22 protein-coding genes and 1 pseudogene are annotated in these 26,964 nt (G+C 39.2%); 7 read left to right on the plus strand and 16 right to left on the minus strand.

Annotated elements, in window-relative coordinates; genetic code table 11:
* Positions 1-108: 108 nt before the first annotated feature.
* The 10 genes and pseudogenes from CUU64_RS20790 to CUU64_RS22850 all read right to left on the minus strand — a co-directional run bounded on the left by CUU64_RS20790 (position 109) and on the right by CUU64_RS22850 (position 8,833).
* Positions 109-339 (minus strand): hypothetical protein, encoded by a 231-nt coding sequence (locus CUU64_RS20790; RefSeq protein WP_101635580.1) that lies wholly within the window; start codon positions 337-339, stop codon positions 109-111.
* A gap of 77 nt (positions 340-416) precedes the next feature.
* Complete coding sequence (locus CUU64_RS20795; protein ID WP_180954700.1) at positions 417-1,292, minus strand: LysR family transcriptional regulator; 876 nt, start codon at positions 1,290-1,292, stop codon at positions 417-419.
* 431 nt (positions 1,293-1,723) lie between these two features.
* The gene (locus tag CUU64_RS20800) at positions 1,724-2,299 is read right to left on the minus strand and encodes a DJ-1/PfpI family protein (RefSeq protein ID WP_101635582.1); all 576 of its coding nucleotides are present in this window, start codon (positions 2,297-2,299) and stop codon (positions 1,724-1,726) included.
* A 546-nt stretch (positions 2,300-2,845) separates the two neighbouring features.
* Positions 2,846-5,265 (minus strand): annotated as a pseudogene (locus CUU64_RS20805) (cytochrome P450).
* A 314-nt stretch (positions 5,266-5,579) separates the two neighbouring features.
* Entirely contained in the window at positions 5,580-6,368 is a 789-nt protein-coding gene (gene lsrF / locus CUU64_RS20810) for a 3-hydroxy-5-phosphonooxypentane-2,4-dione thiolase (protein WP_101635583.1), read from the minus strand.
* A gap of 15 nt (positions 6,369-6,383) precedes the next feature.
* Positions 6,384-6,740, minus strand: a complete 357-nt coding sequence (locus CUU64_RS20815) for a cupin domain-containing protein (protein WP_101635584.1) — start codon at positions 6,738-6,740, stop codon at positions 6,384-6,386.
* Between the two features lie 14 nt (positions 6,741-6,754).
* The gene (gene lsrK, locus CUU64_RS20820; protein WP_101635585.1) at positions 6,755-8,323 is read right to left on the minus strand and encodes an autoinducer-2 kinase; all 1,569 of its coding nucleotides are present in this window, start codon (positions 8,321-8,323) and stop codon (positions 6,755-6,757) included.
* On the minus strand, positions 8,320-8,559 hold the full coding sequence (locus tag CUU64_RS20825) for a sugar-binding domain-containing protein (protein ID WP_101635586.1): 240 nt from the start codon (positions 8,557-8,559) through the stop codon (positions 8,320-8,322). The genes lsrK and CUU64_RS20825 overlap by 4 nt, the downstream gene beginning before the upstream one ends.
* A 3-nt stretch (positions 8,560-8,562) precedes the next feature.
* Entirely contained in the window at positions 8,563-8,715 is a 153-nt protein-coding gene (locus CUU64_RS22265) for a hypothetical protein (protein WP_180954702.1), read from the minus strand.
* Complete coding sequence (locus CUU64_RS22850; protein ID WP_257985621.1) at positions 8,699-8,833, minus strand: hypothetical protein; 135 nt, start codon at positions 8,831-8,833, stop codon at positions 8,699-8,701. The genes CUU64_RS22265 and CUU64_RS22850 overlap by 17 nt, the downstream gene beginning before the upstream one ends.
* 249 nt (positions 8,834-9,082) lie before the next feature.
* Here CUU64_RS22850 and CUU64_RS20830 point away from each other — a divergent pair, with 249 nt between their 5' ends.
* From CUU64_RS20830 to CUU64_RS20850, 5 genes are all read left to right on the plus strand, one after another.
* Positions 9,083-10,597, plus strand: coding sequence for a sugar ABC transporter ATP-binding protein (locus tag CUU64_RS20830; RefSeq protein ID WP_257985622.1), 1,515 nt, complete (start codon positions 9,083-9,085; stop codon positions 10,595-10,597).
* Positions 10,598-11,626, plus strand: coding sequence for an ABC transporter permease subunit (locus tag CUU64_RS20835; RefSeq protein ID WP_101635587.1), 1,029 nt, complete (start codon positions 10,598-10,600; stop codon positions 11,624-11,626).
* Positions 11,610-12,611 carry an ABC transporter permease gene (locus CUU64_RS20840; RefSeq protein ID WP_142383665.1) on the plus strand — a complete coding sequence of 334 codons (1,002 nt, stop codon included), beginning with the start codon at positions 11,610-11,612 and terminating at the stop codon, positions 12,609-12,611. Before CUU64_RS20835 ends, CUU64_RS20840 begins: the two co-directional genes overlap by 17 nt.
* Positions 12,612-12,630: 19 nt before the next feature.
* Positions 12,631-13,671 carry an autoinducer 2 ABC transporter substrate-binding protein LsrB gene (lsrB, locus tag CUU64_RS20845; protein ID WP_101635691.1) on the plus strand — a complete coding sequence of 347 codons (1,041 nt, stop codon included), beginning with the start codon at positions 12,631-12,633 and terminating at the stop codon, positions 13,669-13,671.
* A 391-nt stretch (positions 13,672-14,062) separates the two neighbouring features.
* Complete coding sequence (locus CUU64_RS20850) at positions 14,063-15,022, plus strand: TRM11 family SAM-dependent methyltransferase (protein WP_101635588.1); 960 nt, start codon at positions 14,063-14,065, stop codon at positions 15,020-15,022.
* A 435-nt stretch (positions 15,023-15,457) separates the two neighbouring features.
* Here the strand turns inward: CUU64_RS20850 and CUU64_RS20855 are convergent, their stop codons facing one another.
* Positions 15,458-16,903, minus strand: a complete 1,446-nt coding sequence (locus CUU64_RS20855) for a DEAD/DEAH box helicase (protein WP_101635589.1) — start codon at positions 16,901-16,903, stop codon at positions 15,458-15,460.
* A gap of 425 nt (positions 16,904-17,328) precedes the next feature.
* Between CUU64_RS20855 and CUU64_RS20860 the strand changes: the two genes are divergently transcribed.
* Entirely contained in the window at positions 17,329-17,547 is a 219-nt protein-coding gene (locus CUU64_RS20860) for a helix-turn-helix domain-containing protein (protein ID WP_101635590.1), read from the plus strand.
* Between the two features lie 449 nt (positions 17,548-17,996).
* Positions 17,997-18,491 carry a CarD family transcriptional regulator gene (locus CUU64_RS20870; RefSeq protein WP_101635592.1) on the plus strand — a complete coding sequence of 165 codons (495 nt, stop codon included), beginning with the start codon at positions 17,997-17,999 and terminating at the stop codon, positions 18,489-18,491.
* 513 nt (positions 18,492-19,004) lie between these two features.
* Here CUU64_RS20870 and thrC read toward each other — a convergent pair.
* From thrC to CUU64_RS20895, 5 genes are all read right to left on the minus strand, one after another.
* Entirely contained in the window at positions 19,005-20,414 is a 1,410-nt protein-coding gene (thrC, locus tag CUU64_RS20875) for a threonine synthase (RefSeq protein ID WP_101635593.1), read from the minus strand.
* A gap of 399 nt (positions 20,415-20,813) precedes the next feature.
* Positions 20,814-22,178 (minus strand): type I glutamate--ammonia ligase, encoded by a 1,365-nt coding sequence (glnA, locus tag CUU64_RS20880; RefSeq protein WP_101635594.1) that lies wholly within the window; start codon positions 22,176-22,178, stop codon positions 20,814-20,816.
* A 477-nt stretch (positions 22,179-22,655) separates the two neighbouring features.
* On the minus strand, positions 22,656-24,617 hold the full coding sequence (locus CUU64_RS20885; RefSeq protein ID WP_101635595.1) for an alkaline phosphatase family protein: 1,962 nt from the start codon (positions 24,615-24,617) through the stop codon (positions 22,656-22,658).
* Positions 24,618-24,756: 139 nt separating this feature from the next.
* Positions 24,757-24,948 (minus strand): hypothetical protein, encoded by a 192-nt coding sequence (locus CUU64_RS20890; RefSeq protein WP_101635596.1) that lies wholly within the window; start codon positions 24,946-24,948, stop codon positions 24,757-24,759.
* 604 nt (positions 24,949-25,552) lie between these two features.
* Positions 25,553-26,365, minus strand: a complete 813-nt coding sequence (locus CUU64_RS20895) for an STAS domain-containing protein (RefSeq protein ID WP_101635597.1) — start codon at positions 26,363-26,365, stop codon at positions 25,553-25,555.
* Positions 26,366-26,964: the final 599 nt, after the last annotated feature.

Raw genomic sequence — 26,964 nt, forward strand, 5'->3', positions numbered from 1 at the left:
CGACAATAATGATTGGAAATGAACGATGGCAAACCTTCGAAATGAGCTCTTAATCATACGGAATCCAGCTCGCATGGATTCCTTTCCGCTCAAGCAACGGTAGATCTGTCACGCACTCCCCCCTTCCCTCTGCCATACATCGAATGTAATCGCTGCCTCAAAATCCAGCTTGCCCTCGTGATCTACTAAAATAAATTCACCATCAAGAATTCTGCCAGGCGGTATGTCTAATTGCGGGATCTTTACCGTTACCTCCTTTTCACAGTCTACCGTTGATGAGAGGAATAGCTTGGCGTTTATTAGTCCGCTGAAGTGCCGCGTTAAATATTGTAATTCCATTAATCTCCTAGTTAATAAATAAAGAGTTCTTCAACCTAGGCGTGTCGCCCTTACCAGGTAAATAAAAAAGGGAGAACTTAATAGTGATCGTTTAACCATAAGGTTGCCACAGCTATAAATTTTTCTGCTGCCGGGGGCAGATGTTTCAAGGTTAAACTGCCAATACCAATCGACACAGATTCTTCATCAACAGCCAGAGGTATAATTTTGACTCCTTCCGGAATGCTATGCAGGGCTATCTCAGGAAGGATCGCCACTCCCATTTGATTTTTTGCCATCGATATAATGGCCTGTTCGTCTTCTAACTGGAAGGCTACATCAGGTGTCAATTTCTTCCCTTTAAAAAGTTTATACATGATCTCACGTGTTGAATTTTGCAGTAGGAGCTTCTCTTCCTTTAACAGCTCAATATATATACTATCTTCTTCACTTAGTGGATGAGATTCAGCCATCACACAGAAAAATAGCTCCCTTTTTAAATGAAGAACTTGGAAGCTTTCGGCAGCAGGCAATAACATAAAACTAAAGTCCACTGTGCCCTGTATAATCCACTGTGCCAGTTCTTCCTGCTTTCCTTCCATAATTTCAACTTTAATATGTGGATACTGCTCCATGAATTTCTTTACTATACCTGGTAGCCAAACAACTGATACTGAAGAAAAACTGCCTAGCCTTACTTTGCCAATTTCCAGCCCTTTGATTTCCCCGGCTTCCTGCCGCATTTTTTCATTTAGGTATAAAATATCTTTTATGTATAAAAGCATTCTTTCTCCGTTAACCGTTAGCTTGATTCCTGCTTTGTTACGTGATAATAAAGAAAAGCCCATTTCTTTTTCCAGACTGGAAATGGCATGGCTGACACCGGATTGAGATATATTTAGAGCGGCACTTGCTTTTGTCAGGCTCCCAAGCTCCACCACTTTAAAGAAAATTTCGTATTTACCAATCGACAAACTCATCCCTCTTCACATTACATTTTTTCATAATATAACATAAAACATGAAATATTTTCATTAGTGGACACCTATTTCACAAAGTGTTGTTAATCTTGTCAGTCGGCTTCGGCTCCATGCACACGCTATCCGGGTAAGTCTGGAAAAAAAGGGTTTCAAAGGGGTTAGTAGAAGGAAGAATTACGAAATCTTTGGATATCAAGGGTTGGAGGTACCGTGTGGTGACTAGAAACTATACGAGCCTCTGTCTTTTAATGGAAAAATCCAGAAATTATGTAAACTCTTATTCATCCAAACACATTGGAATATACACTTGGTTTGGCAGTTTCTTTAACCGATTGATTTTTATGAATATAAGAATTTACTGTCTCAAATAATTCATCCTGGTCAAAAGGGACTGATACAAATATCAGTCCCTGCAAAGTGCTCTTTTATTGAACGGAAGCTTCTTTTTTGACGTTCAGCAGCTTGAAGAATTCTTTCATAAATCCAGGGAGATCGGGCCAAGCATGGCCTGAAACAATATTTCCATCCACATGAAGAAGTTCTTCAATATAGGTCGCTCCAGCTGCCTCTATTTCAGGTCTACAAGCTGTATAGGCAGTCATTTCCCTTCCTTTTACATACTCTCTCACCGTTGTTAATACTAATTGACCATGGCAGATGACTCCCAGTGGCTTATCTTCCTGCAGAAAATGTGCAGCAATTTCCTGGACTTTTGGATTCATTCGAATATATTCCGGAGCACGTCCCCCAGGAATGATTAATCCGTCATAGTCTGCAGGATTTATATCATCAACGGAAGCATGGGACTCAATTTTATATCCCCACTTCTCCGTAAACGTTTCCATTTCTGGTAAAAAATCATGGACGACGGTTTGAAGTTTCTTTTTAACAGGAGAGGCAATTGTGCAATTAATTTCCTCTTCAATACAGCGATAGTATGGATAAAACACTTCCAACGCCTCTACAGCATCACCTGTTACGATAAGTACATTCTTGCTCATCAAAATCACCATTCCTTTACATAAAATTTATATCAAAAATGCTGTGTGCATTTTCGAATGCTTATCCCTTTGCCTCAGCAGCCGAACTGTGCTTTAACACATTTCTTTTTATATAAATACAATTAAACTAACAATTTCCCTTCAAAATTTTAAATGTTTATAAAATCTCTTTGAAATTTTTTAAGATTAGTTGGATGACATTTGCCCAGGAGTTATGAATCAGATTAATAAAGTGAAGCCTGTGTTAAATGAAAAACTTCTATTAAAACTGCTCCCTGAATACGAGACTTTACATGATGTACAAGTATTATGTAACAACAATCTCCTTTGTTAATAGTTAGTGCATTTTTCAACTACTTTAACAATTAAGCTTCTCATGGGATTCCTACTTGATTGGTTTAGGGGGCAATTACCTAACTAGATACGAGGGCATTTTTCCACCGCTTTCTGCTTTTTTCTTGCGCTAAAATTCTTCTTTCAAATTACGTAGAAACCAACAAAAAAGGATTAGCTCGGCACACTGCTACCAAGCTAATCCTTTTTTTATCAAGAATAAACCAAATACTTTTTTTCTTCAGCTAAATTAAGAGGTGATAACAGCAGCAAGAAGCGCTCAAACGGTAATTCACACGCTTCGTACTTTTCTAACAGGTCCAGCATCGTTATTCTTTTCATTAATACCTGCTCTTCATAGGTCGTCTGATCTAACAATGCTTCCAGCTCTCGCTTATGTGGCGGACAAACCGTAAAGTCCGCAAGTTCACGAATATGTTCAGGCGTTGCTGCACTCTGTAAATCCAAACCGTAACGTAGAAGCTCATAAATACTCATTGGACGATTCAAAGGTAAGTAGGACGAAGAGTCTCCACCATTTGTTAAAAACACTAGCTTATTCCCATTCAATCTGTATCGGCGTATTACTCTGTTAATATCCTCTTCGTCATTCCTTGGAACAACACCGATGGTTTCATCTGGTCCATTAAGGTACTGAATTGCAACTGTATCTTTCACATTATCACTTTCACCTATTTTTAAACCAAACACTCTCCTAGCGTCAGAAAACATCGAGCTTGCCCAGTCATGGAATTGCTGCTCAAAATCGATGCTCACATCAGCCTCGCCACGTTCTGAGAACCGGATAGCTCCTTTAGAGGCTAGTTGTTCGTCAATAAATATAGGTACATGTTGATACGTTGTTGCCCAGTTGCGATCTCCGCATCCAAACACTGTATATTGAACTCCTTTCAATCTTTCGGTTTGAACGTTTTCCAACCAGCGCACAAACTTCCTGGCATTCTTCGGTGGTTTTCCATTATATGATGAAGTAATGATAATTACCGCTCCTTTTGTTGGAAAACTCTCAATTCGATCGTCAAGAGCTGAAACTTCATTTTTAATGCCGTGTGCAGTTGCCATGTCAGAAATCTCGCGAGCAACCCCCTCTGCAGTCCCTAGATTCGAACCATAAAGGATAAGAAGCGGTTGATTGTTAATTTCCATTAATGAAGAATCCTTTGCATGTCTTCCCTCTTTAAAATTGTCAGAAACCTTTTCTTCTCTAGATACAGTAGTTGGATTCAATATTTTTTTGTCTCTTAATTGAACACGTATCTTAAAGTTGTCCGGTTTAAGTGTCATTGTTTGTTTAATTTTCAGCTGATAGTTTGTATGATCGATTAGTTCAAAATGTTGAAGAATCATGCCTATTAATAAAGCAGATTCGTGCAAGGCAAACTGCATCCCTATACAGGCTCTTTGACCATTGCCAAATGGTTTATAGGCATTATGAGGAATTTTCTTTGGATTTTCAAACCGTTCAGGACGAAACTTGTCTGCATCCTCTCCCCACGCTTCTTTGTCTCTGTGCAGCTGAGGCAAAAGGATTGCAACATTTTGGTTCTTTTTAATGGGGTATTTTCCACCGAGAATTAAATTTTCTTTTGCATAGAGGGTAAACTGTGGTGCTGTTGGATATAAACGTAAGGATTCATTTAAAATCATTCGTATATATTTAAGTTGAGTAACTTGAGTGTAGGTTGGAATATCACTTGTTAAGACTTGGTCTACTTCTTCGTATGCCTTTTTTAGCACATCCGGATTTTTCAAAAGGAGGTAGAGAGTAAAGGACAATAGTCCACTTGTTGTTTCATGACCGGCTATTAAAAAAGTAATAATTTGATGCCGAATGTTTTCATCATCGAGCTTTTCGCCTGTTTCCGGATCCTTGGCTTGTAACATTCGGGCAAGCAAATCGGTTTCCCCTTGGTCTCCACTTTTCTTGCGTACAGCAATAATTTTATCTACTAAAGAATTGATCTCTAAGATGTCTTTCTGGAATTGCTGTTTCCGTTTAAACATTAATTTATTTTGTATTGGGAGGCGTGTGCCTTTTTGCATGGCTTCTTCTAGCGTATTAACCATATGGATAATAAAAGGGTCATGGGATTCCCGATAAAAACTGTTAAAGCGATAGTTAAAACCACATAAACCAATCGTATCCAGTGTCAGTCTAGTCATATTATCTGGCATATCAATATCCTGATCCTCATTCAAACGAGCCCACTTTTGTACAAGCTGCGAGGCAATGTCAACCATCATAGAATGATAGCCTTTCATAGCCTGTTGACTAAAGGAAGGCATTAGGATGTTATGCGCCTTTTGCCAATTGGGTTCTGTAGTCTTACCTGTAAACAACCCGTCCTTGGCTAAAGGTCGTAATGGATACAAACCACCTAAAAAAGGCTTTTGTCAAACTTTGAGTCATCACATACTTCTTCTACAAATTTGTGACCAGAGAGATATATGATGGAAAAATCACCAAAGAACTCCATTTTAAATATGGGACCATACTGTTCTGCTAATTTGCAAAATGATAAGACTGGGCTCTCTTTGTCAATTAAGGGTAAATTTCCAAGTGGACCATACGTTTTAGGCTGCGGAATTGTAACCAGTTCTTTCATAAACATTCACCTCTAATCAATTTCCATTGTGATTGTAATTTTTGTCCAACACTAAAATGAATGAATATTCACTCATTTTCGGTTAGTGGAATAAAATTGGTAATAACATAAGTAGATAATATCATATTTGCTTATGTAAAAGTACCTAACTTTGTAAGTTTAACTAAAATTACACTTATGAATTGATTAACTAATTAACAGAGTTTAAGAAAACAATTGACTCTTCAGCACATAAACAAAAAAAGCCTACACCCCTACCTCTAAGGAGTCAAGGCTATTTGCTATAAATCACCTGAACTTTCGAACGGCTTTTATGTTCCTCAAGCCTTCACCTCAGCACTATCCTCATACACCTCAACAGCTTCCTTTACACTACACCCCTCATGCACTATCGAGTGAATCGCTTTGATCATCGCTACCGGATATTCCGATTGCCATATATTTCGTCCCATATCTACTCCAGCAGCACCTTGCTCCATTGCATTATAGGTTATTTCCAGAGCTTCTTTAACCGTATCGAATTTTGGTCCGCCTGCGATGACAATCGGGACCGGACACTTGCTTGTTACTTGTTCAAAGTTCTCGCAGTAATAGGTTTTGACAATGTCTGCTCCCATTTCGGCTACCACTCTTGAGGCCAGGGCCAGATATCTTGCGTCTCTTTTTTCAAGTTCTTTTCCGACAGCGGTAATTCCTAATACAGGCAAGCCATAATCATGGGCGTCTGTCACTGTTTGAGCGAGGTTGGTGACCGTTTGGGTTTCATTTTTTGACCCGATAAATACGGATACACCTAACCCGATGACATTGTGGCGAATGGCTTCCTTTACAGAAGTAACAATGGTTTCATTGGAAAGGTCATTCAAAACAGATGGTCCCCCTGAGACCCTTAAGACCATTGGTTTTTTGGTATCTTCTGGTATACAGGCAGCCAGTACTCCTCTTGTTAAGTATAGTGAGTCTGTATATGGAAGCAGGTCTTTTACCGTTTCTCCCGGCTTCTCAAGACCATGAATAGGGCCGAGAAAGTAGCCATGATCAATTGCTAGCATGACAGCTCTTCTGTTTGGCAAGATTTTGTTTAAGCGGTTTTGGAATCCCCAGTTCATTCAACAAACACTCCTTTAATCAATCTTTGGATTATCGATGATGACAGAATCCTTCTCCGGAATATGCGGTGACTTCACGAAAAGGGCTTTAAAATTTCTCGTGGATTTATTGATAAGATAGTGGGAATCTTTCGGTCTGCACTGAATCATGTCACCGGGCTTAACCGGAACACGGTCATTATTTATATAAAAATCAATTTCACCTTCCAAGATGTAAAAGATTTCTTCACATGTTGTGTGATAGTGATTGGGAAAGTCCTGACCTGGTTTGAGTACAACAACACCCATATCTACATTGGGACCTTTGGTTAAGTATTTTGGACCATTGTCTCCAAATCGATATTCAAAGTCTGACTCGTTCACTTTTTTCATCCTTTCACCTCCTTTCAGTTGGACTGAAATCCAGGTGCTTTCCACATATGGGAGGTGACACCTTCGTCAGCGAGCTGAAGCTGACGTTCATAAACTACCCTCCATTTATCATAGATTTTCAAGTACGTTTGATGATTGGATTGGTCAGGTTCATGGACCCGGTCCCATTTTACGACATTATTCACCGCTTCTTTGATATTCGTATATAAGCCGGCTCCCACTCCCGCGTAAAGCGCTGTACCGAGAGCTGCCGATTCCTTAACTGTGGGTACTTTCACTGTCACTCCCAATACATCTGACAGTGTTTGACTCCAGAGCTTTCCTTTTGAAGCACCGCCAACAAAAATGACTTCCTTCGGATAGGATGAGGTTACTTCTTCAATCAGCTTCAAGTTGCCCAGTGTGATAAGAGCAGCATTCTCCTGCAAAGATCTAAACATTTCTTTCTTCCCTGTTATATGCGGGTCCAGGGTTAGATTAATGAAGGAAGGTGCGGCATGTCTCCAGGCATAGTAGTTCATAATGTCTGAAAAGACTGGGAATATCCCATTAGAACCGACAGGAACATCCTTCGCTAATTCTTCCAATAAATCATAAGGATCACGTCCGCTTTCCCTGCCTTTGGCTACTTCCGCCTGGCAAAAAGCATCTCGGAACCACCTCATGACCAGACCTGGAAAAAAGGCAATAGTCTCAATCTGCCACAGTCCCGGGACTGCATGGCAATTTACACGAATTCTGCCTTTCACATCCACAAAAGGCTGGTTCGTGTTCACTTCCTGCTGCCAAAAAGATCCCCCCGAGACTACTGTCTGATGCTCTTCAATTGCGCCTGCCCCTACGGTTGCCATTTGAGCGTCTCCTCCACCGGCAACCACTTTCGTTCCTTTAGCAAGTCCGGTTAAGGATGCAACCTCTCCGCCAATTTCTCCAATCACGGTTCCCGCTTCGTTTACCGGGGTGAACAAAGTATCCTTCAATCCGCATTTTTGTAAATAGCCTCTTGCCCAATCTCTACTCTTTAAATCGAATATCCCTGTTGTACAGCCATTGGATGGATCAACTTGCAGCACTCCTGACAGTTTATAAAGAATCCAATCATTCAACATGGTCATGGATGCAGTTTGTTCGTAAACATCCGGCATATTATTTTTCAACCACAAGAGGCGCGGAACAGCACCGAGTGCAAACGTCTGTCCGGATAATTGGTAAAGCTTTTCTTCAAGCATCTGATAGGTTTGCTTTAAATAGGAGACTTCCTCCGAAGCCCTTGAGTCCACATTCGCACAGGCCCATATTTCGTCACCGCTGGAGTTATAGAGGACGATTCCTTCTCGCATGCTTGTGGCGCTGATTGCCTTAATATCCTCAGGATTTACACTTGTCTTTCTGATCACATCCCTGGTGCATTTGATAAGCAATTGCCAATTGTTCTCATAATCAAATCCCATTGAACCCGGATATCGTTTATCTGAAACATGAATCCACTCATGCTGGGAGAAGCCAATTTGATTCCCATCTGTATCAAATAAAACCGCCCGGATACTGCCGGTACCTGCATCATATGCCAAAATATACTTCATTTTGACTGTACCTCCATTTCCAATAGAGATTTGGCCGTGTCTTCATCCGTGGACATAATGTGGACATAATCTCCTTTTAAGGCGCCATAAATTTCTTTTACTTTTTTCTTTCTGCCGGCAACAGCAATGACATTTTTAAATCGCTTCAAATTTGATAAAGGTGTTCCTATTAATCTTAAATGGTGAGGGAAATTCAAAACTCTGCCATTCTTGTCAAAAAAACTGGCCGAGTATATCGCCTACTGCCTGCTGCTGTTTAATGTAAGTTTGTTCATTAATGGATATTTTTCTTCCTGAATCATCGTTGCATCAGGGTATACTCCTCCAATGCCTGCCACGTTGTATTTAGATAGATGGACAAGCTCGAGAATATCTTTAATGGAAGGCTCCATTAGACTTTGCTCTGGATATATCTAAAAGGTTGGCAATCTCATTCTGGATCAAGTTTTCCTTGTAGTAATACCAAGCGACCCTGATCATCATGTTTTCTGCATACATATCAACGCTCATGGGTCACATCACCCTTTGGACAATTGTTCGTTTCGGTTCTTTTGTTCAGTCTTAGGCAGAGTATATTGGTCCCTTCTCCAATTCAGAACGATAAAAATAAAAGTTCCCGTAAGGTGCGAAGTACTTGTAATATAAGACAAAGGTGCTGTGTAAATAATTAAAAAGCACTACACACGGTGTGAACACTTTCTCGGTTCTTTTATTTTTTATTAGAAAGCGCTTTCTAAATATATTAGGTGGTGAGAGCCATTGAAAAAAACAGCCGCACCTCTCTTCCGCGCCAACAATATTCATAAATCCTTCTCAGGCAATCCAGTGCTGAAGGGCGTTTCACTAGAGTTGCATAAGGGAGAAATCCATGCCCTTGTAGGCGGAAACGGAGCAGGGAAATCAACGCTGATGAAAATCATAACAGGATTATATAAAGCGGATGCCGGGACCATAGAGATTTCAGAACAAGAGGTTTCATTTGGATCACCTTCAGATGCACATCTAAAGGGTATCTACCTGGTTCCTCAAGAACCGCTTGTGTTTCCTAATATGACTGTCCAGGAAAACATAGTGATTGGAATCCCTGGGAAAAAACAAGGATTGATTGCCAAAATTCGACGGTTTATCAAGCTGCTGGGTTGGAAGATTGATCTGCAAAGAAGCGCAACGACCTTATCGATTGCGGAACAGCAGTTAGTGGAAATTTTACGGGGGCTCACAAGGGAAGCAAGGATATTGATACTTGATGAGCCTACTTCTACCTTAACCTTTGGTGAAATTGATTCATTGTTTTGTACAATCAAGCAATTGACTAAGGATGGGTTAGGAGTGTTTTTCATTACCCACCGATTTCCTGAAATTTTTGCCCTTGCAGATACCGTAACAATTTTACGGGATGGATTAGTGTCTGCACAGGGACCTACCTCTATGTTTACTTACGAAAAATTGCTCCAGGGATTGGTACCTGTTCGTACAAAATATAGGGATCCTGAAATATCTGATCCAGCCATTAATTCCATTGAAACAGACTATCACACCCCTCCCGTCTTATCCGTGAAAAACCTTTCCGGCAGCCGGTTTCATGATATCACCTTCGATTTATGGAAAGGAGAGATCCTTGGGGTTGCAGGAGTTGTGGGAGCAGGCAGAACAGAATTGGCAGAGGCTCTCTTCGGGATAACAAAGGCCGTGAGCGGAACCATCCGTTTATACCAAGAACCGATAAATAAATTAACGGTCAGGCAGCGAATCCATCGAGGACTGGTCTATATTCCCGAGGACCGACAGCAGCATGGCGTCTTTTCCATTACCTCTATTCAAAGCAATATCTCCTCCACCTTACTCCACCTCTGGAAGGGCACCTTTATCCCCTTTCAAAAAGAACATAGCACCGCATTGACTTACATGAAACACCTGAAGATTGAAGCAACGACTGCCAAACAACAGCTGAGCGACTTATCCGGGGGAAATCAGCAGAAAGTGGTTTTATCAAAATATCTGGCTTCAGAGCCACAAGTTCTGATTCTGGATGAACCTACCCGCGGGATTGATGCAAGTGCAAGAAATGACATCTACCGGATCATCAGGGATCTTAAAACAACCGGACTTGCCGTCATCTTAATCTCATCTGATATAGAGGAGATTGAAGAGCTGAGTGATCGTGTACTTGTCATGTACCAAGGAAAAACAATTACGGTTTTGCACAAGGAGGAGATTACGAAAGACAGCATTATGTCATCTGCTTTTGGCGCGAAGAATGGGGTGAGCAGTTAAATGAGGAACCTTGCATTATGGCTCCTAAAAGCTCGTGAGTTGTCCATTGCACTATTAATGGTCGCCTATATTTTAGTAGTAGGAGCTATTAATCATGATTTTATTGTAGGTAATTCTCTTTCGCTCCTTGTCAAAGCAAGCGTAATATTGATTGTGTTGGCGATTGGCCAGTCCTTTGTTCTTTTTACTTCTAATATCGATGTATCAGTCGGATCAATAATGGGCCTTTCTGCTGCCGTATGCGGTGTTTTATTGACTGACGGTCACTCACTGCTTGTTATCGTCCCAATTGTAATTCTCCTTGGTGCGGGAATAGGCCTACTCAATGGATTAGGAGTAACGATTTACCGGATTCCTTCTATTATAATGACCCTTGGCATGCTCGGCGTAGTGAGAGGCTCCATGCTTCTTTATACGAAAGGAATGTGGATAGAAGATATACCCAATTACTACAAGAAGCTTTCTTCCCTAAAATTTATCGGTATCACGTTGCCGGTTTGGATTACGATTTTCCTTCTTGTTCTGGCTACTCTGCTGTTAAAGAAGACAAGGGCTGGACAGTATTTTTATGCTGTAGGAGACAACATTGAAGGAGCAAGGCTTGTTGGTATTCCGGTTATAAAAATTACAGTAGCTGGCTTTATTCTCTCGGGAGCTTCCGCTTCCATCGCAGGATTGTTCTTTGTAATGAATATCGGATTTGTTCCTAACCAAACAGGAAACGGTATGGAGCTGCAGGTAATTGCAGCAGCCGTTCTTGGTGGCGTCAGTTTGTCAGGAGGTCTTGGAAGCATATTTGGTGCAGCCATAGGTGCGATCTTTTTCACGACTATTAATAACTCGTTAATTTTCTTAAAAATTCCTTCTTACTATAACTCTGCCATTTCTGGTTTACTATTGCTGATTATAGTGGTCGGTGATTCGAAATTGCAAAAATACTTGAGAGATAAATCGCTTAAGCAGCGGGAAATCGAACTGATGAAGCTCCAGACAGCACAAGGAGGTGTCGAAGGTGCTACAAAGGATTAAGCCTCTTCTAGTATGGGAGACATTCCTCATCTTATTTCTAATCTTTATTGTGCTGTTATTCGGACTGATCACTCCCGGGTTTATGGATCTGAATAATCTCCTCTACAGCACGAATGATTTTGCTTATATTGTATTGGCCGCCATTCCAATGACCTTTGTCATTATTACTGGAGGAATTGATGTATCAGTGGGCTCCATAATGGGGCTGTCCTCCATTACCACCGGAGTGTTGTGGATCAATGGCGTGAATATATGGCTCGCTCTCATCATTGCACTGCTTGTATCTTTACTTGCCGGTTTTCTTAATGGAATGATTGTCTCCCATACCACCGTCCAGCCGCTTGTCGTCACTTTGGGAGGAATGTTTTTGTTCTCGGGAATTGCCCTCGTTTTATCAGGAGGATCGAGTGCTTCAGGCTATGAAGGAATCAGTGGTTTTCCTTCCTCCTTCGTAGAAGTGGCAAACGGCCAGGTATTCGGCATTCCCAATTCGATTTGGTTTCTGTTAGTAAGCATCATTATTTTTGGCACCCATCTTCATCTAACACGTTACGGCCGTAACGTCTTCTTAGTTGGGATTAACATAAAAACAGCAAGATTCAGCGGGATCTCAACAAAATGGACCCTTATAAGCGCCTATATGCTTTCAGGACTTGGAGCTGGTATAAGCGGCATCATCCTCACTTCATACTTTAGTTCGGCTCGTTCTGACTTAGGTGCCGATGCTGTATTGCCAGTTATTACAGCAGTTGTTTTAGGCGGAACCAGTATATTCGGTGGAAAGGGTAGCATTCTGGGGACTGCCATTGCAAGCCTGATCATTGGTATTATGCAATACGGCCTGCAAATGGCAAGCATGACAAGCCAGGAAACTAGTGTGGTGATTGGATGTATGCTTATTTTCTCTGTTTTGCTTAGAAACACAAGATGGCAACGAATCTATCAGCATGTCTCTAATTTAAGTGATAAAAAGGGAGGAATTTAAAGTGAAATGCTTAAAGCCAATGGCGTTGTTTCTATGTATCCTGCTAATTGTTGGATCATTATTTGCTTGCAGCTCCGGGGAAAAGGCTTCAAAGGACGAGGACGGGAAAAAAGACGCTAAACTGGCGTTTATTCCGAAATTGACAGGAGTCGGTTTTTTCACTTCCGGAGGTGAAGGGGCAAAAGAAATGGCAGACTCATTAGGTGTTGAGCTAAAATACGACGGCCCATCCGAAGCATCGGTATCCGGCCAGGTAAAATATATCAATAACTTTGTCAATCAAGGGTATGATGCATTAATGATCTCGTCTGTATCAGTAGATGGATTAAGCCAGGCCCTAAAGCGTGCGAAAGACAAAGGCGTTAAAATCCTGACCTGGGATTCTGATGTAAAACCTGAAGACCGTTCCTTTTATATTAACCAGGGCACCCCGGAACAACTGGCAGAACTACTGATCCAAATGACTTCTGACCAAATTGGCGATTCCGGCAAAGTCGCCTTCTTCTACTCTAGCCCAACGGTAACGGATCAAAACCAATGGGTAACAAAAGCAAAAGAAATCATTGCAGAGAAATATCCAAAATGGGAAATCGTCACCACTCAATTTGGCGAAAATGATGCTCAAAAATCTTTAACTGTAGGAGAAAGTATCCTAAAAACATATCCTGATATAGACGCCGTTATCTGTCCGGATGCCACTGCCCTCCCTGCTATGGCACAAGCAGCAGAAAACCTAGAAAAAGCAGGAGAAGTAGTCATAACAGGCTTCTCTACACCAAACGTTATGCGTGATTATGTAAAACGCGATACCGTAAAACAATTTGGCCTTTGGGATGTGAAAAAACAAGGTGCACTGGCTGCCTATGTAGCCTATCTCATGACAGTGGAAGGCAAAGATTTAAAGGTTGGAGACGAATTTGAAGTACCGGAGATCGGAAAAGTAAAAATTGAACCTAATAGCATTCAAGGGTACGATTATGAAGTGGCAGACAGCGGGATCATCTTACTGCCTGAACGTGTGGTATTTACAAAGGATAATATTGATAATTATGATTTTTAACTAATACAAAAAGGTATAATGGATGCCTTTGGCTGCCTATTATGCCTTTTTTATATTTTGCAGCAATTCAGTGCCGCTCTTGCCATTGAATTCTTATTAGGCGGTCCAGCCGGTTTAGGTAAGTTTGTCAAAACCATATGAAGCCTCTTTCAATATGTTACAGGTCCCTTTTAAATCTTGGATGTAATATAAATGATTAATGATAAATCTTATAGTTATAGTTCCCCGAACATAAACAGCACAAAAAGTTTGTCTGAGTGAATGGAGTTCCCTATTCCAACAATAACTGATAAACTATCCCTTTAGAAGTTTTGAGCTGGTGATACAGCTAAATGTGGCTTAAAACAACCCCATAGTGAAAAAGAATTAGCTTATAAAGGATGAGAATCGATTGGACAATCTTAGCCAGACACGTGAGTTTATATATACATATGTATGCAGTGAAGAGGAACGATCCCTGTGTCTTTTGGAAATGCGCTCTTTTTTTGGTCATGACAGTTCGAATAACATAATAAAAAGCTCGGTGAAGATTGACCCAAGCAGAAGCCCGTTTATCAAGGAACGTATTGAAGTAATGTTTGAAGGAGGAGACCTGGCAGAAATACTGGAACAGGTTGATCAAATACACCTGAACGCATTAACGTTCAAGGTCGTCTTCGTTAAAATTAATGATCTTGAAAAGTCGGATAAAATAGAGTATCAGGAACGGTTGAAAATAGAACGGGATATTGGCTGGCGGATTCACGGTGAAGCAGACCTTCATAATCCGGATCAGGTATTTGGTGTGGTTACGTTGGGCGGCAGATGGTATTTTGGGAAGTACTTGAAAGGAGAAGCAGTTTGGCTCCGCCATTTGAAAAAGCCGCGGGAATATTCTACGGCTCTTAGTACCCGCATAGCCCGGGCAGTGGCCAATATCGCCGTTCCGAATCCTGAGGGTATAAAAGCAATTGACCCTTGCTGTGGCATTGGGACAGTTTTAGTGGAAGCATTATCTATGGGAATACATATTGTTGGGCGCGACATTAATTATTTAGTAACAAATGGTTCGAGGGAGAATATTGCTTACTTCGGACTACATGGAGAGGTAGTAACAGGATCCATCTCGGAAGTTACACAAAACTATGATGTGGCAATTATCGATATGCCGTACAATCTTTATACTCATGCTACACCAGAAGATCAGCTCTCGATTTTAAAACATGCCCGCCGTTTTTCCAAAAAGACTGTCGTTGTAACCATTGATACAATCGATGATATGGTGGCAGAGGCTCGTTTTCAAATTACAGACCGCTGTGTTGTAAGGAAAGGTAAAAGTGCATTTGAAAGACAAATACTGGTTTGTGAATAAAGGTTCAGCCAACTTGTAGCTGGGATTATATTTAGTAGCCATCTGAAAAGGGTTAAACCTTTGAAAAACATGATTCATTTGGTGTCTTGGTTTGCATAATCAGTTGCTCCACTACCGAAATATGACCACCTTCAACCTAGCAAGACGCCATATTCACCTATATAATTACCCTGAAAAGTTATTGCTCCAATAACTTTTCAGGTCCATTTCTACATGGAGTCCAGTTCTAATTCTATAGAACACAGAATCCCAGAATAAAGAATTTTTCCAAATCCCATGATTTTCTTTAACTATGGCCCCACCTTACGAAAAAATGGAGTCCCCTCACACTAAATTCAAATATAATAAGTTATAATATTATATGTAGTTCAACGTCTGTTGATTTTCAACCAATGTGGTTGAATCTACTGCCATATCAGTGCCCTATTGTACTCTTTATTTTATTGCCTTGCTAACTTTCAGTTTCTTCCCTTTGATCGTTGTATTCTCCATGGCTTGTAAGACTAGTGATCCTTTTCCATTAAGAATATCCACATAGGACAAGTTGTCCTGGATGGTTATAATTCCAATATCCTCTACTGATACTCCAGGAATTTTTGAAATAGTTCCAACAAAATCGACAGCTCGAATCTTCTTCTTTTTCCCCCCGCTAAAATGGAGTTTCATGATATCTTTGTTTATTCGCGCAGTTTTATTATTTTTCACTACTCGACGGCCGCTGATTTTTTCTTCGAAAGCAGCTTGTCCGCTAGCAACTTCCTCATGTCTCGGCGCTTCTATTGTAGTTATCTCAAATCCAATGTACTTTTCAATTGCTTTAAGGAATTTCCCTTCATAAGGTGTCGAAAACGTGATGGCTTTTCCTGTATTGCCAGCACGCCCTGTTCTTCCGGTTCGGTGGACATAGCTCTCTTTTTCCATTGGAACGTCATAGTTGATGACAAGTGTCACGTTATCAATATCAATTCCTCGCGCAGCTACATCGGTGGCAACAAGGTAACGGAAGTTTCCCATTTTGAAACCATCCATAACTGCAAACCGATCTTCTTGTTCTAATCCTCCATGAAGTCTTTCACAAGAATAATTAGATTCCTCCAATTCAGTAAACACATTATCAACATGTTCTTTTGTGTTGCAAAAAATGATGCAACTCTCCGGGTTTTCAACGACCGTAACATTTTTAAGCAGTGAAATCTTTTCTGCTTCTTTCACTTCGATTAAAAAATGCTCAATTGTATTGGTCGTTATGCCGGTAGAAGCAATCTCGATATTAACAGGGTTTTTCATGTATTTATGGCAAAGATTTTCAACATCTTTAGGCAATGTTGCAGAAAAGACCATCGTGACTCTGCTTGAAGGAAGTTCTTTAATGATCGCTTCCACTTCGTTGATAAAACCCATATTAAGCATTTCATCAGCTTCATCTATGATAAGATACTTTATTTGGTTCAAAACTAAGGTACCTCTTTCGATATGGTCCATGACACGTCCAGGTGTACCAACAACTACATGTGTTTTTTGTTTCAATTCTTCTTTTTGTTTCACAAAAGGTTCTTTTCCATAGACGGCCATTGCTTTGATCCGTTTAAATCTTCCGATATTCGTTATATCTTCCCGAACTTGAACAGCCAGCTCTCTTGTTGGTGTAAGAATTAACGCCTGTGGCTTTTTTTCCTCCCATTCAATCATTTCACAAATAGGTATACCAAAGGATGCAGTCTTGCCACTTCCTGTTTGTGATTTTACTACAATATCCTGATTTTCCATTGCAATTGGGATTACTTCACTCTGAACCTCTGTAGGTGTACTATATTTTAATAAATCAAGTGCTCTTCTTATTTCATCACTTAAATTATAATCCGTAAAACTTCTTTCACTCATAAATTAACCTCTTTTTTTGTATTATCCGACTTATATATAGGCTTCTCTCAAAGAACTATCATATGCTAAATCTGATTATGATTGATTATACTTGAAATACCAGAAAAATCGTCATAAATTTTCGAAATACATAACTAGCTGGATTCTGCAGCAGTCGTTTTTTTGTAATGGGACGAATATGCGCAGTATACCGGATTCCTACAAACTTCGCCAGATTAAAAGACGAGTTGCACCTAACCTTCACAGATTGACCTAAATTCATTATTCAAAGGATATTGCTGTTTTTTTATTCTGACTGTGTACGAATGTTGTATTATCGGTAAGAAAATTGAGTCGAGACTATCTTCAATAAGGTGTTACATGAACTTGAATTCTTTCTTTTTCCATCGGACTATGATAAGGTAATATAAAAGCGAGGTGTCACTTTGACCCATTACAAAGCAAAAAAAAGTAATCTTGAAACACTTTTATTAGAAAACAACACAAAGCTTGATGTATTAGCTGCTAACACAGGCATATCAAAATCGACACTAAATGACTATTTAAGTAAAAAGGTTATGAGTTTAAATAATGCTATGACCATATCTAAAGAATTAAATTGCACAATTGAAGATCTTTATGTATGGAATGTGACTAAAGGGTGATTTAAGCACCCTTTTTTCTTTACTAAAAATCTGTCACATTTGTGAAACAGCGTCAATTTCCAAGCAGCTATTTTAGTAATTTTTGAATTTCCAACAGATTGCTATCACGCTAATCCAGGAAGGCCTGATGGCAACCCCTCCATTGTGTTATGGACGTTGCAAAAAAACATTAAGACTTTACTGCGAACTCAGCAAACCTCAAACATTATCCTATTTTTTCACCATCCTGGCTTTATATACTGTGTATTTAACATTTCCGAAGAAATCCATCAAGAAGAATAATTTAAATGTAAGCTATTTTTTATATTTTTTTAAGGTAGCATTATTAAAAACAAATTAATAATCCACGCCTAAAAATAACCAAAAACTATTGACATTTATTTACCCTTAATGATATTATAAATAATTTGATAAAAATCCTGACAAATGTTATCATGGAAATATGATACGTGGAGGTGGATTATTTGTTTCAAATTGGCGATAACATTATATATCCAATGCATGGAGCAGGTGTGATAGAGGGAATTGAAGAAAAAGAAATACAAGGACAAACCCAAAAATATTATGTAATAAAAATGCTGATGAATAATATGCAAGTTCTCATCCCAATCAAGAATGTTACCAATTTACGCATACGTTCGGTTTCAAATAAGATTTCCATGAAAAATATATTAGACATTGTCCATCAAGGAGAATCCGATAGGTCATTATCCTGGAAACAAAGATACCAGATCAACTCAGAAAAAATGAGATCGGGTAAATTACAAGAAGGTGCTGAAGTAGTACGTGATTTAACGCGCATCAAAAATGAAAAAACTCTTAATTCCAGCGAAAAACAAATGTTGGAGAACGCCAAGAAGATTTTAGTTGGCGAATTAGGGTTAATCAGAGGAATAACTGAGGTGCAAGCAACTGATTTGTTGAAAACCATCATCAACGGCTAGAACAAACGGTGCATTTATAACTCCGATAGGCGTAATTGCTGTTTCTTGTTTTTTGATACTTCTCCGGCTCACATTCGCAACATACAACCTCCTTTGTCATTTCGATAAGCTTGAACCACACCATTTATTATTATGTTCATCCCGCTTCTCCTTTGGTAAGACAATAGCCTCGCCAAATAACTGCATTATTTCTCCAAGAGATTTATCCTTAAATTCCACTAATGGTTTTATTTCTTAAATTGCACATCAACAATCTTCATTAACTAAATTTTTACAACTAATCCATATTTTCAGTGTAATTGTAGGCCTCTTCCGTCCACAGTAAAAAAGCTGAAAAACCTGATAAACAAGGCTTCCAGCTTTTAATGACCTGCGAACGGATCGAACCCCCTCCCCCCACCTTGGGCAGGGCCTACACTTGCTAGTAACAACTTTAACAGTTAAGCTTTATATAGCCAGCATTTTGTTAAACAATGGAGAATTAGGCACTATTTTTTAAAGTAATCCTGAATTTTAATCATTTTTTCGAGCAGAACTAAAATGCTTTTCTAATTTACGAACAATTTCACCATTGTCCGCCTCGACAACTTCCAGGTATTGCGGTTTATCAAACAATTGATTAATTTGTTCAGGGAAAATCTGTTCAATATCACAACGTTCAATGGATTCATTGAATTTTGCTGGATGAGCTGTTGCCAGTGTGACACATACTTCACTAGGATCAATAATTGTTTCATATGCAGCGACTCCACAAGATGTATGCGGATCAAGTAAATAATTCGTTTCAGCATAGTACTTGCTGATCGTTTGCAGGCATTCTTCTCCCTCTACTGCATACGCCGCGAAATCAACTTTTACCTGACGAAGCTGCTCCTCATTGACCACAATTTTTCCTTTTAATTTGAATTGATCCATTAAGGCGGTTACTGATTCTGGATTTTCATCAAGCAAGTAGTACAGATAACGCTCAAAGTTGCTGGCTACTTGAATATCCATGGAAGGGCTAAATGTACTGCGGAACTCACCAGGCTGATACACTCCATCCTTGATAAAACGCTCTAAAATATTATTCTCATTCGTTGCAACAATGAGCTTACCAACTGGCAGACCCATTCTTTTCGCCAAATAACCAGCAAAGATGTCCCCGAAATTTCCTGTCGGTACACTGAAGTTAAGCGTCTTAATGTCTTTCTCTTTTGCCACTTGGAAATATGCATAAAAATAATAAACGGTTTGCGCTAAAATACGAGCAAAGTTAATGGAATTAATGGCACGCAGATGATATTTGTTTTTAAATTCCAAATCTGCAAATAATTCCTTGATAATTCTCTGGCCGTCATCAAACGTTCCATTTATCGCTAAATTCAAAACACTCTCGTCATCAACAGTCGTCATTTGCAATTCTTGTACCTTACTTACTTTTCCATGAGGGTGCAAAATACAGATACGAATACCTGCTTTTCCCCTTACACCTTCAATAGCCGATGCACCTGTATCCCCTGAAGTAGCACCAAGAATATTGATTGTGACACCTGTCTTCTTTGCTATATAAGAATACAAATTTCCTAAAAGTTGTAGAGCTACATCTTTAAAAGCAAAGGTTGGACCATGGAACAGTTCTAGCACATACATGTTATCCTTTACCTTTTGAACAGGAGTTACTTCAGAATGGCGGAAGGTTCCATAGCTTTTCTCGATTATTTCCTTCAGTTCGTTTTCTGGAATTTCCCCCTCAACATAATAGGAAATGATTTCATATGCTAATTCTTGATAAGTCAACTGGGACATTGCCTGCAGCTTTTCTGTAGGAATTTGCGGGATTTTTTCCGGAACTAAAAGTCCACCATCCGTGGCCAGCCCCATCAAGACTGCGTCAATAAAACCAATATTACTTACATTCCCGCGTGTACTAATATATTTCATAATATCCTCCAAAAAAAAATATAATCTATACAATCGTTACCCAGAATCAGCTGTGAGTCAATATAAAATTAAAGAATATTTATTACTTTTTCTACTAATCTGACAACTTTTAATAAAATCAAATAGTATTTTAGTCTTAAAATTATAACTCGCAGTACTTATAGGTAATTTCTTAGTAGAATCGCACACCAACAGTACATATGGTTTAAGTACTAACGGTAGTATAAAATAAGGTGTAGTGGTGTATCAAGCCCCCAGTGTAACCATCTCAACTTTATTCCGATTACTCACCAACCATTTTGTTAACATATCGCACTTATTATAAAAAGCCTGCGGCTAAGACCCCAAATGCAGGGACTTTGTCTACAGGCTTAAGCAGGCTAATCCCCTGCTTTCCTATTAAAATTTAGATTGATAGTTCTCGATTTCCCATGCGTGAACAGCTGTGCGATAGCTATCCCATTCTGCTTTTTTCACAGCAACATATTCGCTATATACGTGTTCGCCTAATGCTTTATAAGCAAAATCGCTTGATTCTAGTTCATTGATTGCTTCTGTTAAGCTTCCAGGCAGGTTATCGATCCCAAGCACCGCTCTTTGTTCTTCTGTCATATGGAAGATATCTTCATTGATCGGAGCCGGAGCCTCTAATCCTTTTTCGATTCCATCTAAACCTGCAGCAGCAATAACTGCAAAGGTTAAGTAAGGATTTGATGATGGATCTGGACAGCGTAATTCTACACGAGTCGCCAGACCTTTTTTCGCTGGAATACGAATAAGTGCTGAACGGTTAGACGCTGACCACGCGATATAGCAAGGCGCTTCGTAGCCAGGGACTAAACGTTTATAAGAGTTTACTAGCGGGTTTGTTACTGCTGCAAAACTCTTCACGTTTTCAAGTACTCCTGCAAGGAATTGATAAGCTTTTGTAGATAATTGCAGCTCATCTGAAGGATCAAAGAATGCATTTTCGCTTCCTTCAAAGAATGACATATTCACGTGCATACCAGAACCGTTGATTCCAAATACCGGTTTTGGCATAAACGTAGCATGTAAACCAAACTTTTGCGCGATCGTTTTTACAACCCATTTATATGTAGTGGATAGATCTGCTGCCGTTAGTGCATCAGAATATTTAAAGTTAATTTCATGTTGTCCTTCTGCTACCTCATGGTGAGATGCTTCAATGGTAAAGCCCATTGCTTTTAAGGCACGATAGATTTCCAAACGAACGCGCTCCCCAAGATCATGGGGTGACGGCTCGAAATAGCCGGCTCTATCGCTGATTTCTTGAGTTGCATAGCCCTTTTCATCCGTTTTGAAAAGGAAGAATTCTAACTCAGGCCCTACTGAAATGGTATAGCCTTTATCAGCTGCACGTTCAACCGTTTTCTTTAGTACATTCCTTGTGTCTCCCTCAAATAGCATTCCATCCGGGTTCACTACAGAGCAAAGGAATCGTGCCTCCGCATAACCTTCTTCTTGAGTCCAAGGAAGAACAGAAAATGTAGCTAAATCTGGCTGCAGATAAAGGTCTGAATTATTAATAGGTGAAAATCCTTTAATAGAGGATCCATCAAACATCTGTTTACCATCTACTACATCTTCTAATTGTTCAGTTGTTACAGTGACATGCTTTAAAATCCCTTCAAGATCTACAAATTGTAAGTGCAGCAATTCAACATTTTTTTCTTTAATTGTTTCTTTAATTTGTTCTAAAGTTGTCGTTTTCGATATTGTATCTGGAGTAATTGTTTTAGTCATGTTATGTTACCTCTCGGTTTTATGTGATAATTCCTTACAATAAGATTATATTTTAATTTAAATGGTTTGACAACGTTTTTTTCGAATATTTACGCTATTTATTTTACAAGTAATTTTCCTTAACTTAATCGCGACCTAAGTGAATCTATTCTTTTTATAAACGAATAATTTACTAATACATTCTTCACTTGAAACAACAAGACTGATTACTAATTAGAATAACCTCCTGTGAAAGCACAAAAAAACACATAAGAACCTTGATACATTTATGTCCTATGTGTTCTCATTTAATGATCTATAAATAATGTTAACTTGTTGGTAATTCTGTTTTCCAGGGGGAGAAAGGGAAACAGAGAGAAGACCATGTCTTCAAGGAGTTTAAAACAGAAGGTAGGACTAGTCCATTTACTAAAACCATCCTTACCTTCCGTAAAATAATTTTAAGAAACTCAGATCTTTTTATGAGAGACAGGCACTCTACTTTATTCCTTCTCTGATCTTCTCCCCTTCGACAAACGAAGGAGTTTCCAATCCTAAGATACTATATACGGTAGGTGCAATATCAAGGTTCGAAATGGGGTCAATCGTTTTATTTTTATCAAATTGTTCTCCCATGGCTAGAAATACAGGTTTCAGTTTGTCACGGTCCGGATCTCCACCATGGCATCCTAGTTCTTGCGCAGGTGAAACAGCTTGCTCGTGGTCTTTTCCCATGACAAACCCCGATCCGGCCAGCAAGAGGATATCTCCGGAATGCTTGTTGTCAAGGCTGTCTATTTTTTTTGTAACGATTACTTTATCATAAGGATGGACTTTGTCTAGGATCAAATAATTATATAGATTAACTGCATTCTCTTTGTAAAGCGGGAAATTGAAGCCTTGACCTGGTATACTTTCAGCAGTTTCCCTGATCGTATGCTTCAAATAACTGACTTTTCCAGTCGGCTTGACTTGATAAGATCTAAATAATTTTATAATTTTCTTTTCTACTTCATTGTAATCATTTCTAGGGACTGCACCTCCCTTTTCCCTTTCTTCTACATTAATATACACATGAGCAGCTCCGCTGGAGGTAACTGCATACGCTTTGGATTTTTTCATATCTATTTTGCCATTTTGATCAAGTTTCAATAGGCCTGCTTTCTTCAAGAGATGATTGGGATGAATAGTTGAATGGGCGGGTTCCATTCCATGATCAGATACAATGAATAAATGATCCCTGCTGTTAAGGGACTCGAGGGTCCTGCCTACCACATGATCGGCAAGTTTGTAGGACCACTTAATATAGCCCATATATTCCTGAGATTTTTCCTTTGTATAGCCCGGTTGCCGCGGATCGGTAAGTAAAAACTGATGCTCCTCATGATCGATTTGGGGCGCGTAAAACATTAACAAATCAGGCTTGTATGTTTCCTTAATATAAAGTGATACATCGGTGACCCAATTGACGAACCTCGTACTGATTTGTTCATATTCTTTTCGCGTGATCCAGCCTTTGTTAAACGCTTCCGAATCATCCTGAACGGGGAAAAAACCGAAAGAATCCGTAATATTCTTTGCAAAACTACCGGGACCTGCAATCACGCCCGAGGTAACGGCAGTTCGGTACATCGTGACGCCATTTAAATCGTCCGATAATTGCTTAAATTTAAACCAAAATCCCGCCGGCACACCGTCTTTGACGGGTAAAGGAAGGGACGCCCATTTACCGCCAACTACCACTGCATCATGGTCATCAATTCTTTTATCGCGGGACAAGATGAACTCCTTATAGTTCCTTTTGCCGTCATTAGTAGAATCAACAGCTAAAACGTAAATCGTTTGATTTTTTGCTTTTTCCATCTGTACCTCAAAGCTTGCTTCAAATAATGGGCCAAAATGAGTCCCCGGATTTTTCCAGCCATCGGTTTCCTTAAATGAGAGCTTCTCCAATTTGCTTGGGGACCACGTTTCGCCATAATAGACGGAATAATCCCCCTGCTGGCCGGCCTTTGGGTTGGCACCAGCAAAAGCGACTGTCGCTGTCGTCTTGCCTTGTTTTTTTGCTTCCACCCATAAGGGATTGACCTGCAGCCTTTTCTGGAAAGCATCATCGGTATTGAGAAGCTTCGTTTCAGGTTCATGCCATTCGTTGCTGACAAAGCCGGTTTTGGAAGGAGTTGCTCCGGTTGCGATTGCAGCATGGGAAGGAGCTGTTAAAGACGGGGTAATGGTCCTTGAGGATTCGGCGATGATTCCGTTGTCCATCACTTTTTTTATGGAAGGAAGTGATCCTTCTTCAACATATTTCCTCGTTAAATCATTTCGCATTCCGTCAAACGAGATCAACACAACCTTATCGCTAGATGTTGTGTTTTTTGGCGCAGCGGAAACTAAGCCACTGCATAAAAAGAATCCAATAAAGAGTAAAAATGAAAGTTTGCATAGTTTGCTGTACATTTAAATCCTCCTGAGATGTTACTTTCACAGGACTTTACCCATTTTAAGCAGGCAAGTAAACTAGTTAGGTCGCCCAACACTAGAAGTATATGGTGAATTGAATTCCTACACCGCCCCACCCATACAAGGATTGTTGTTTTCATACCTCTCGTAGTCTAATGGTTAGTTTTTTCTTTTTCTCTTCCCTAACAGATAAGACATTAGCCTCTTTTCCGTATTCTATTCGAATAGTTTTTCTAGCTTCCACGGGCGATCTCGCGGTTACTGGCTTGCTTTGCTGTTCTCCGTTCATTTCCATTTCAACTAGAAAACATTTTGATCCGCATCTCATTTTGAACTCTCCTTTGCTTGTTTATTACCCTTTTATCCTTATATTATAATAGTTGCTTGAAACATGTTTCGCTTTACCTCTAATGCAGAAAAAAACCTTTAAATGTAGTTTTAGAACCAAGGTGCTCTATGATAATTTTAATGTTTATATATTTGTTCAATTAAATCGTTAAGTTTGACCATTCTTTTCAGTTACGAATGTCTTTGAAAATGCTATAATTGAAATGTTATTTATCTTATTACCTTCTGAAAATAATAATGATCAAGTACATATGTTTACCTTGTCTTCGGGCAAGGCTTTTTTTATATATCAGTTTGTCAATCTAAGTGCGACACCTACTCCTGAAGCGCTTCGTATAGAGTTTTCGAGCTGAGACATTTTCTAGCTCGATTGTTAATGAGGCATAGTGATTCCAGTAATTCTTCTGTTGAAGCCTCGGCCAAATCAGTTGCTTTGGGAAAGAACTCTTTACGTAGATCTTTGGGATTCTCGTAGACCAAGTTGCCATGATGAATAACGATTGGCAATATAAATCTTAACCTTAAGATTTTTTTCAATCGTTGAATATGTTTAAAATATTGTGGGTTAATAAAACAGAATGAAGTTAAAGTCTTTCCAGTGCTTGTTTAACAGTACCGAATGAGTTAATAGACGACATATCGATGCCACTATTAACTGCCGTTTGTGCCAGTTCAGCCCGGATTCCTGTTGATACTGTGTTTATCCCAAGTAGCCGAAGCATTTGCCCCATGGCATATAAACTCCTGGCTGTTTCCATATCAAGATTTGATAACCCTGAATAGTCCACTATTAGTTTATTTAGATTTAGCTGTGAAATCCTAGGAATTACTTTATCCAAAAGATATTTGGCTCTATACGAATCTATAGTCCCGATCAAAGGAAGGACCGCTATCCCGTCCTTAACGGGCACAATGGGTGCTGATAATTCAGCCATTTCCTTTTGGTTATTTTCCAATATTTCTTCTGTGAGCCGTTCATATGCGAAAACAGCCTCATTTAAACTTATATCAAGCAATGTGTTTACCCGTTTTATTAAAAAGCTGTTTTCCTCTATGGAAAGTCCTAATTGCAAACTAATTCTCGTCACAATATCAGTCAGGATTTCCCTTGTCGGTTGGTAACGAATCATTTCGTTAGATATTTTACCTCCTGAAGAAGCTATTCTTTCTCCATTCTCTTTACTCCATTTAATTAGGCCTTCAGGTATTTCCTGGTTATTGTCAGTAAAATCTTTCCCTAAAAAGCCTAGGAATTCAATATACATGCAGAATGCTCGTTGTTTTTCCTCTTCAGAAATTTGTAGATTTAATTTTTCAATAACACTACCAACTATTTCCACAACTAAAAATTCTGCATGATCAATAAAGTAACTAGAGACATTTTTAACCGTATTCATTTGTTTCGTCCACACCTTCTCAATATTTTTATTTAAAAGTAATAAATGGAAGATTTACTAAGAATTTTTAAGTAGAATTATACTATACAAACCAAAAAAGTGTATGCTTAAAAGGCCGCTTAAGACCCCTAAGAAAATAAGTGGAATTTTTCTAAGAGTTTTTACGATAAGAAATAATAAAATAAGGCGGATTATATAATTACTTGTTTGAAACCTTTCGTAAAGGTTTTACACTTGCAGTGGTATCTGCAAAGTTTATAGGGTGAAAAAGAGGGATTTACAAAAAAACAATAAGTTCTACTTCATGAATGAAGTTTACGGATTGTAAAAAAACATAATGGTATGAAAATGAAAAAGCAGGCAAATTAATTGCCTACCCTAATTTTACTGGACTGTAGTTATTAGCGCTGGACTTAAGATTTCTTCTGGCACAAATTCTTTTAACGGCTCATTATTTTTCACTTTATTCCCCAATCACCGTTTGCATGTGCGCCTCGTTCTATTGTTACGATATCGGCCTCTCCCTTTTCAATTAAGGACTTGTCTCCTAGCCCTTCTTTCTACAGAATTGGGAGAATTTATGTATGAAACTAAACTAT

This window comes from Bacillus sp. V5-8f, assembly GCF_002863565.1.
Lineage (GTDB): Bacteria > Bacillota > Bacilli > Bacillales > DSM-1321 > Peribacillus.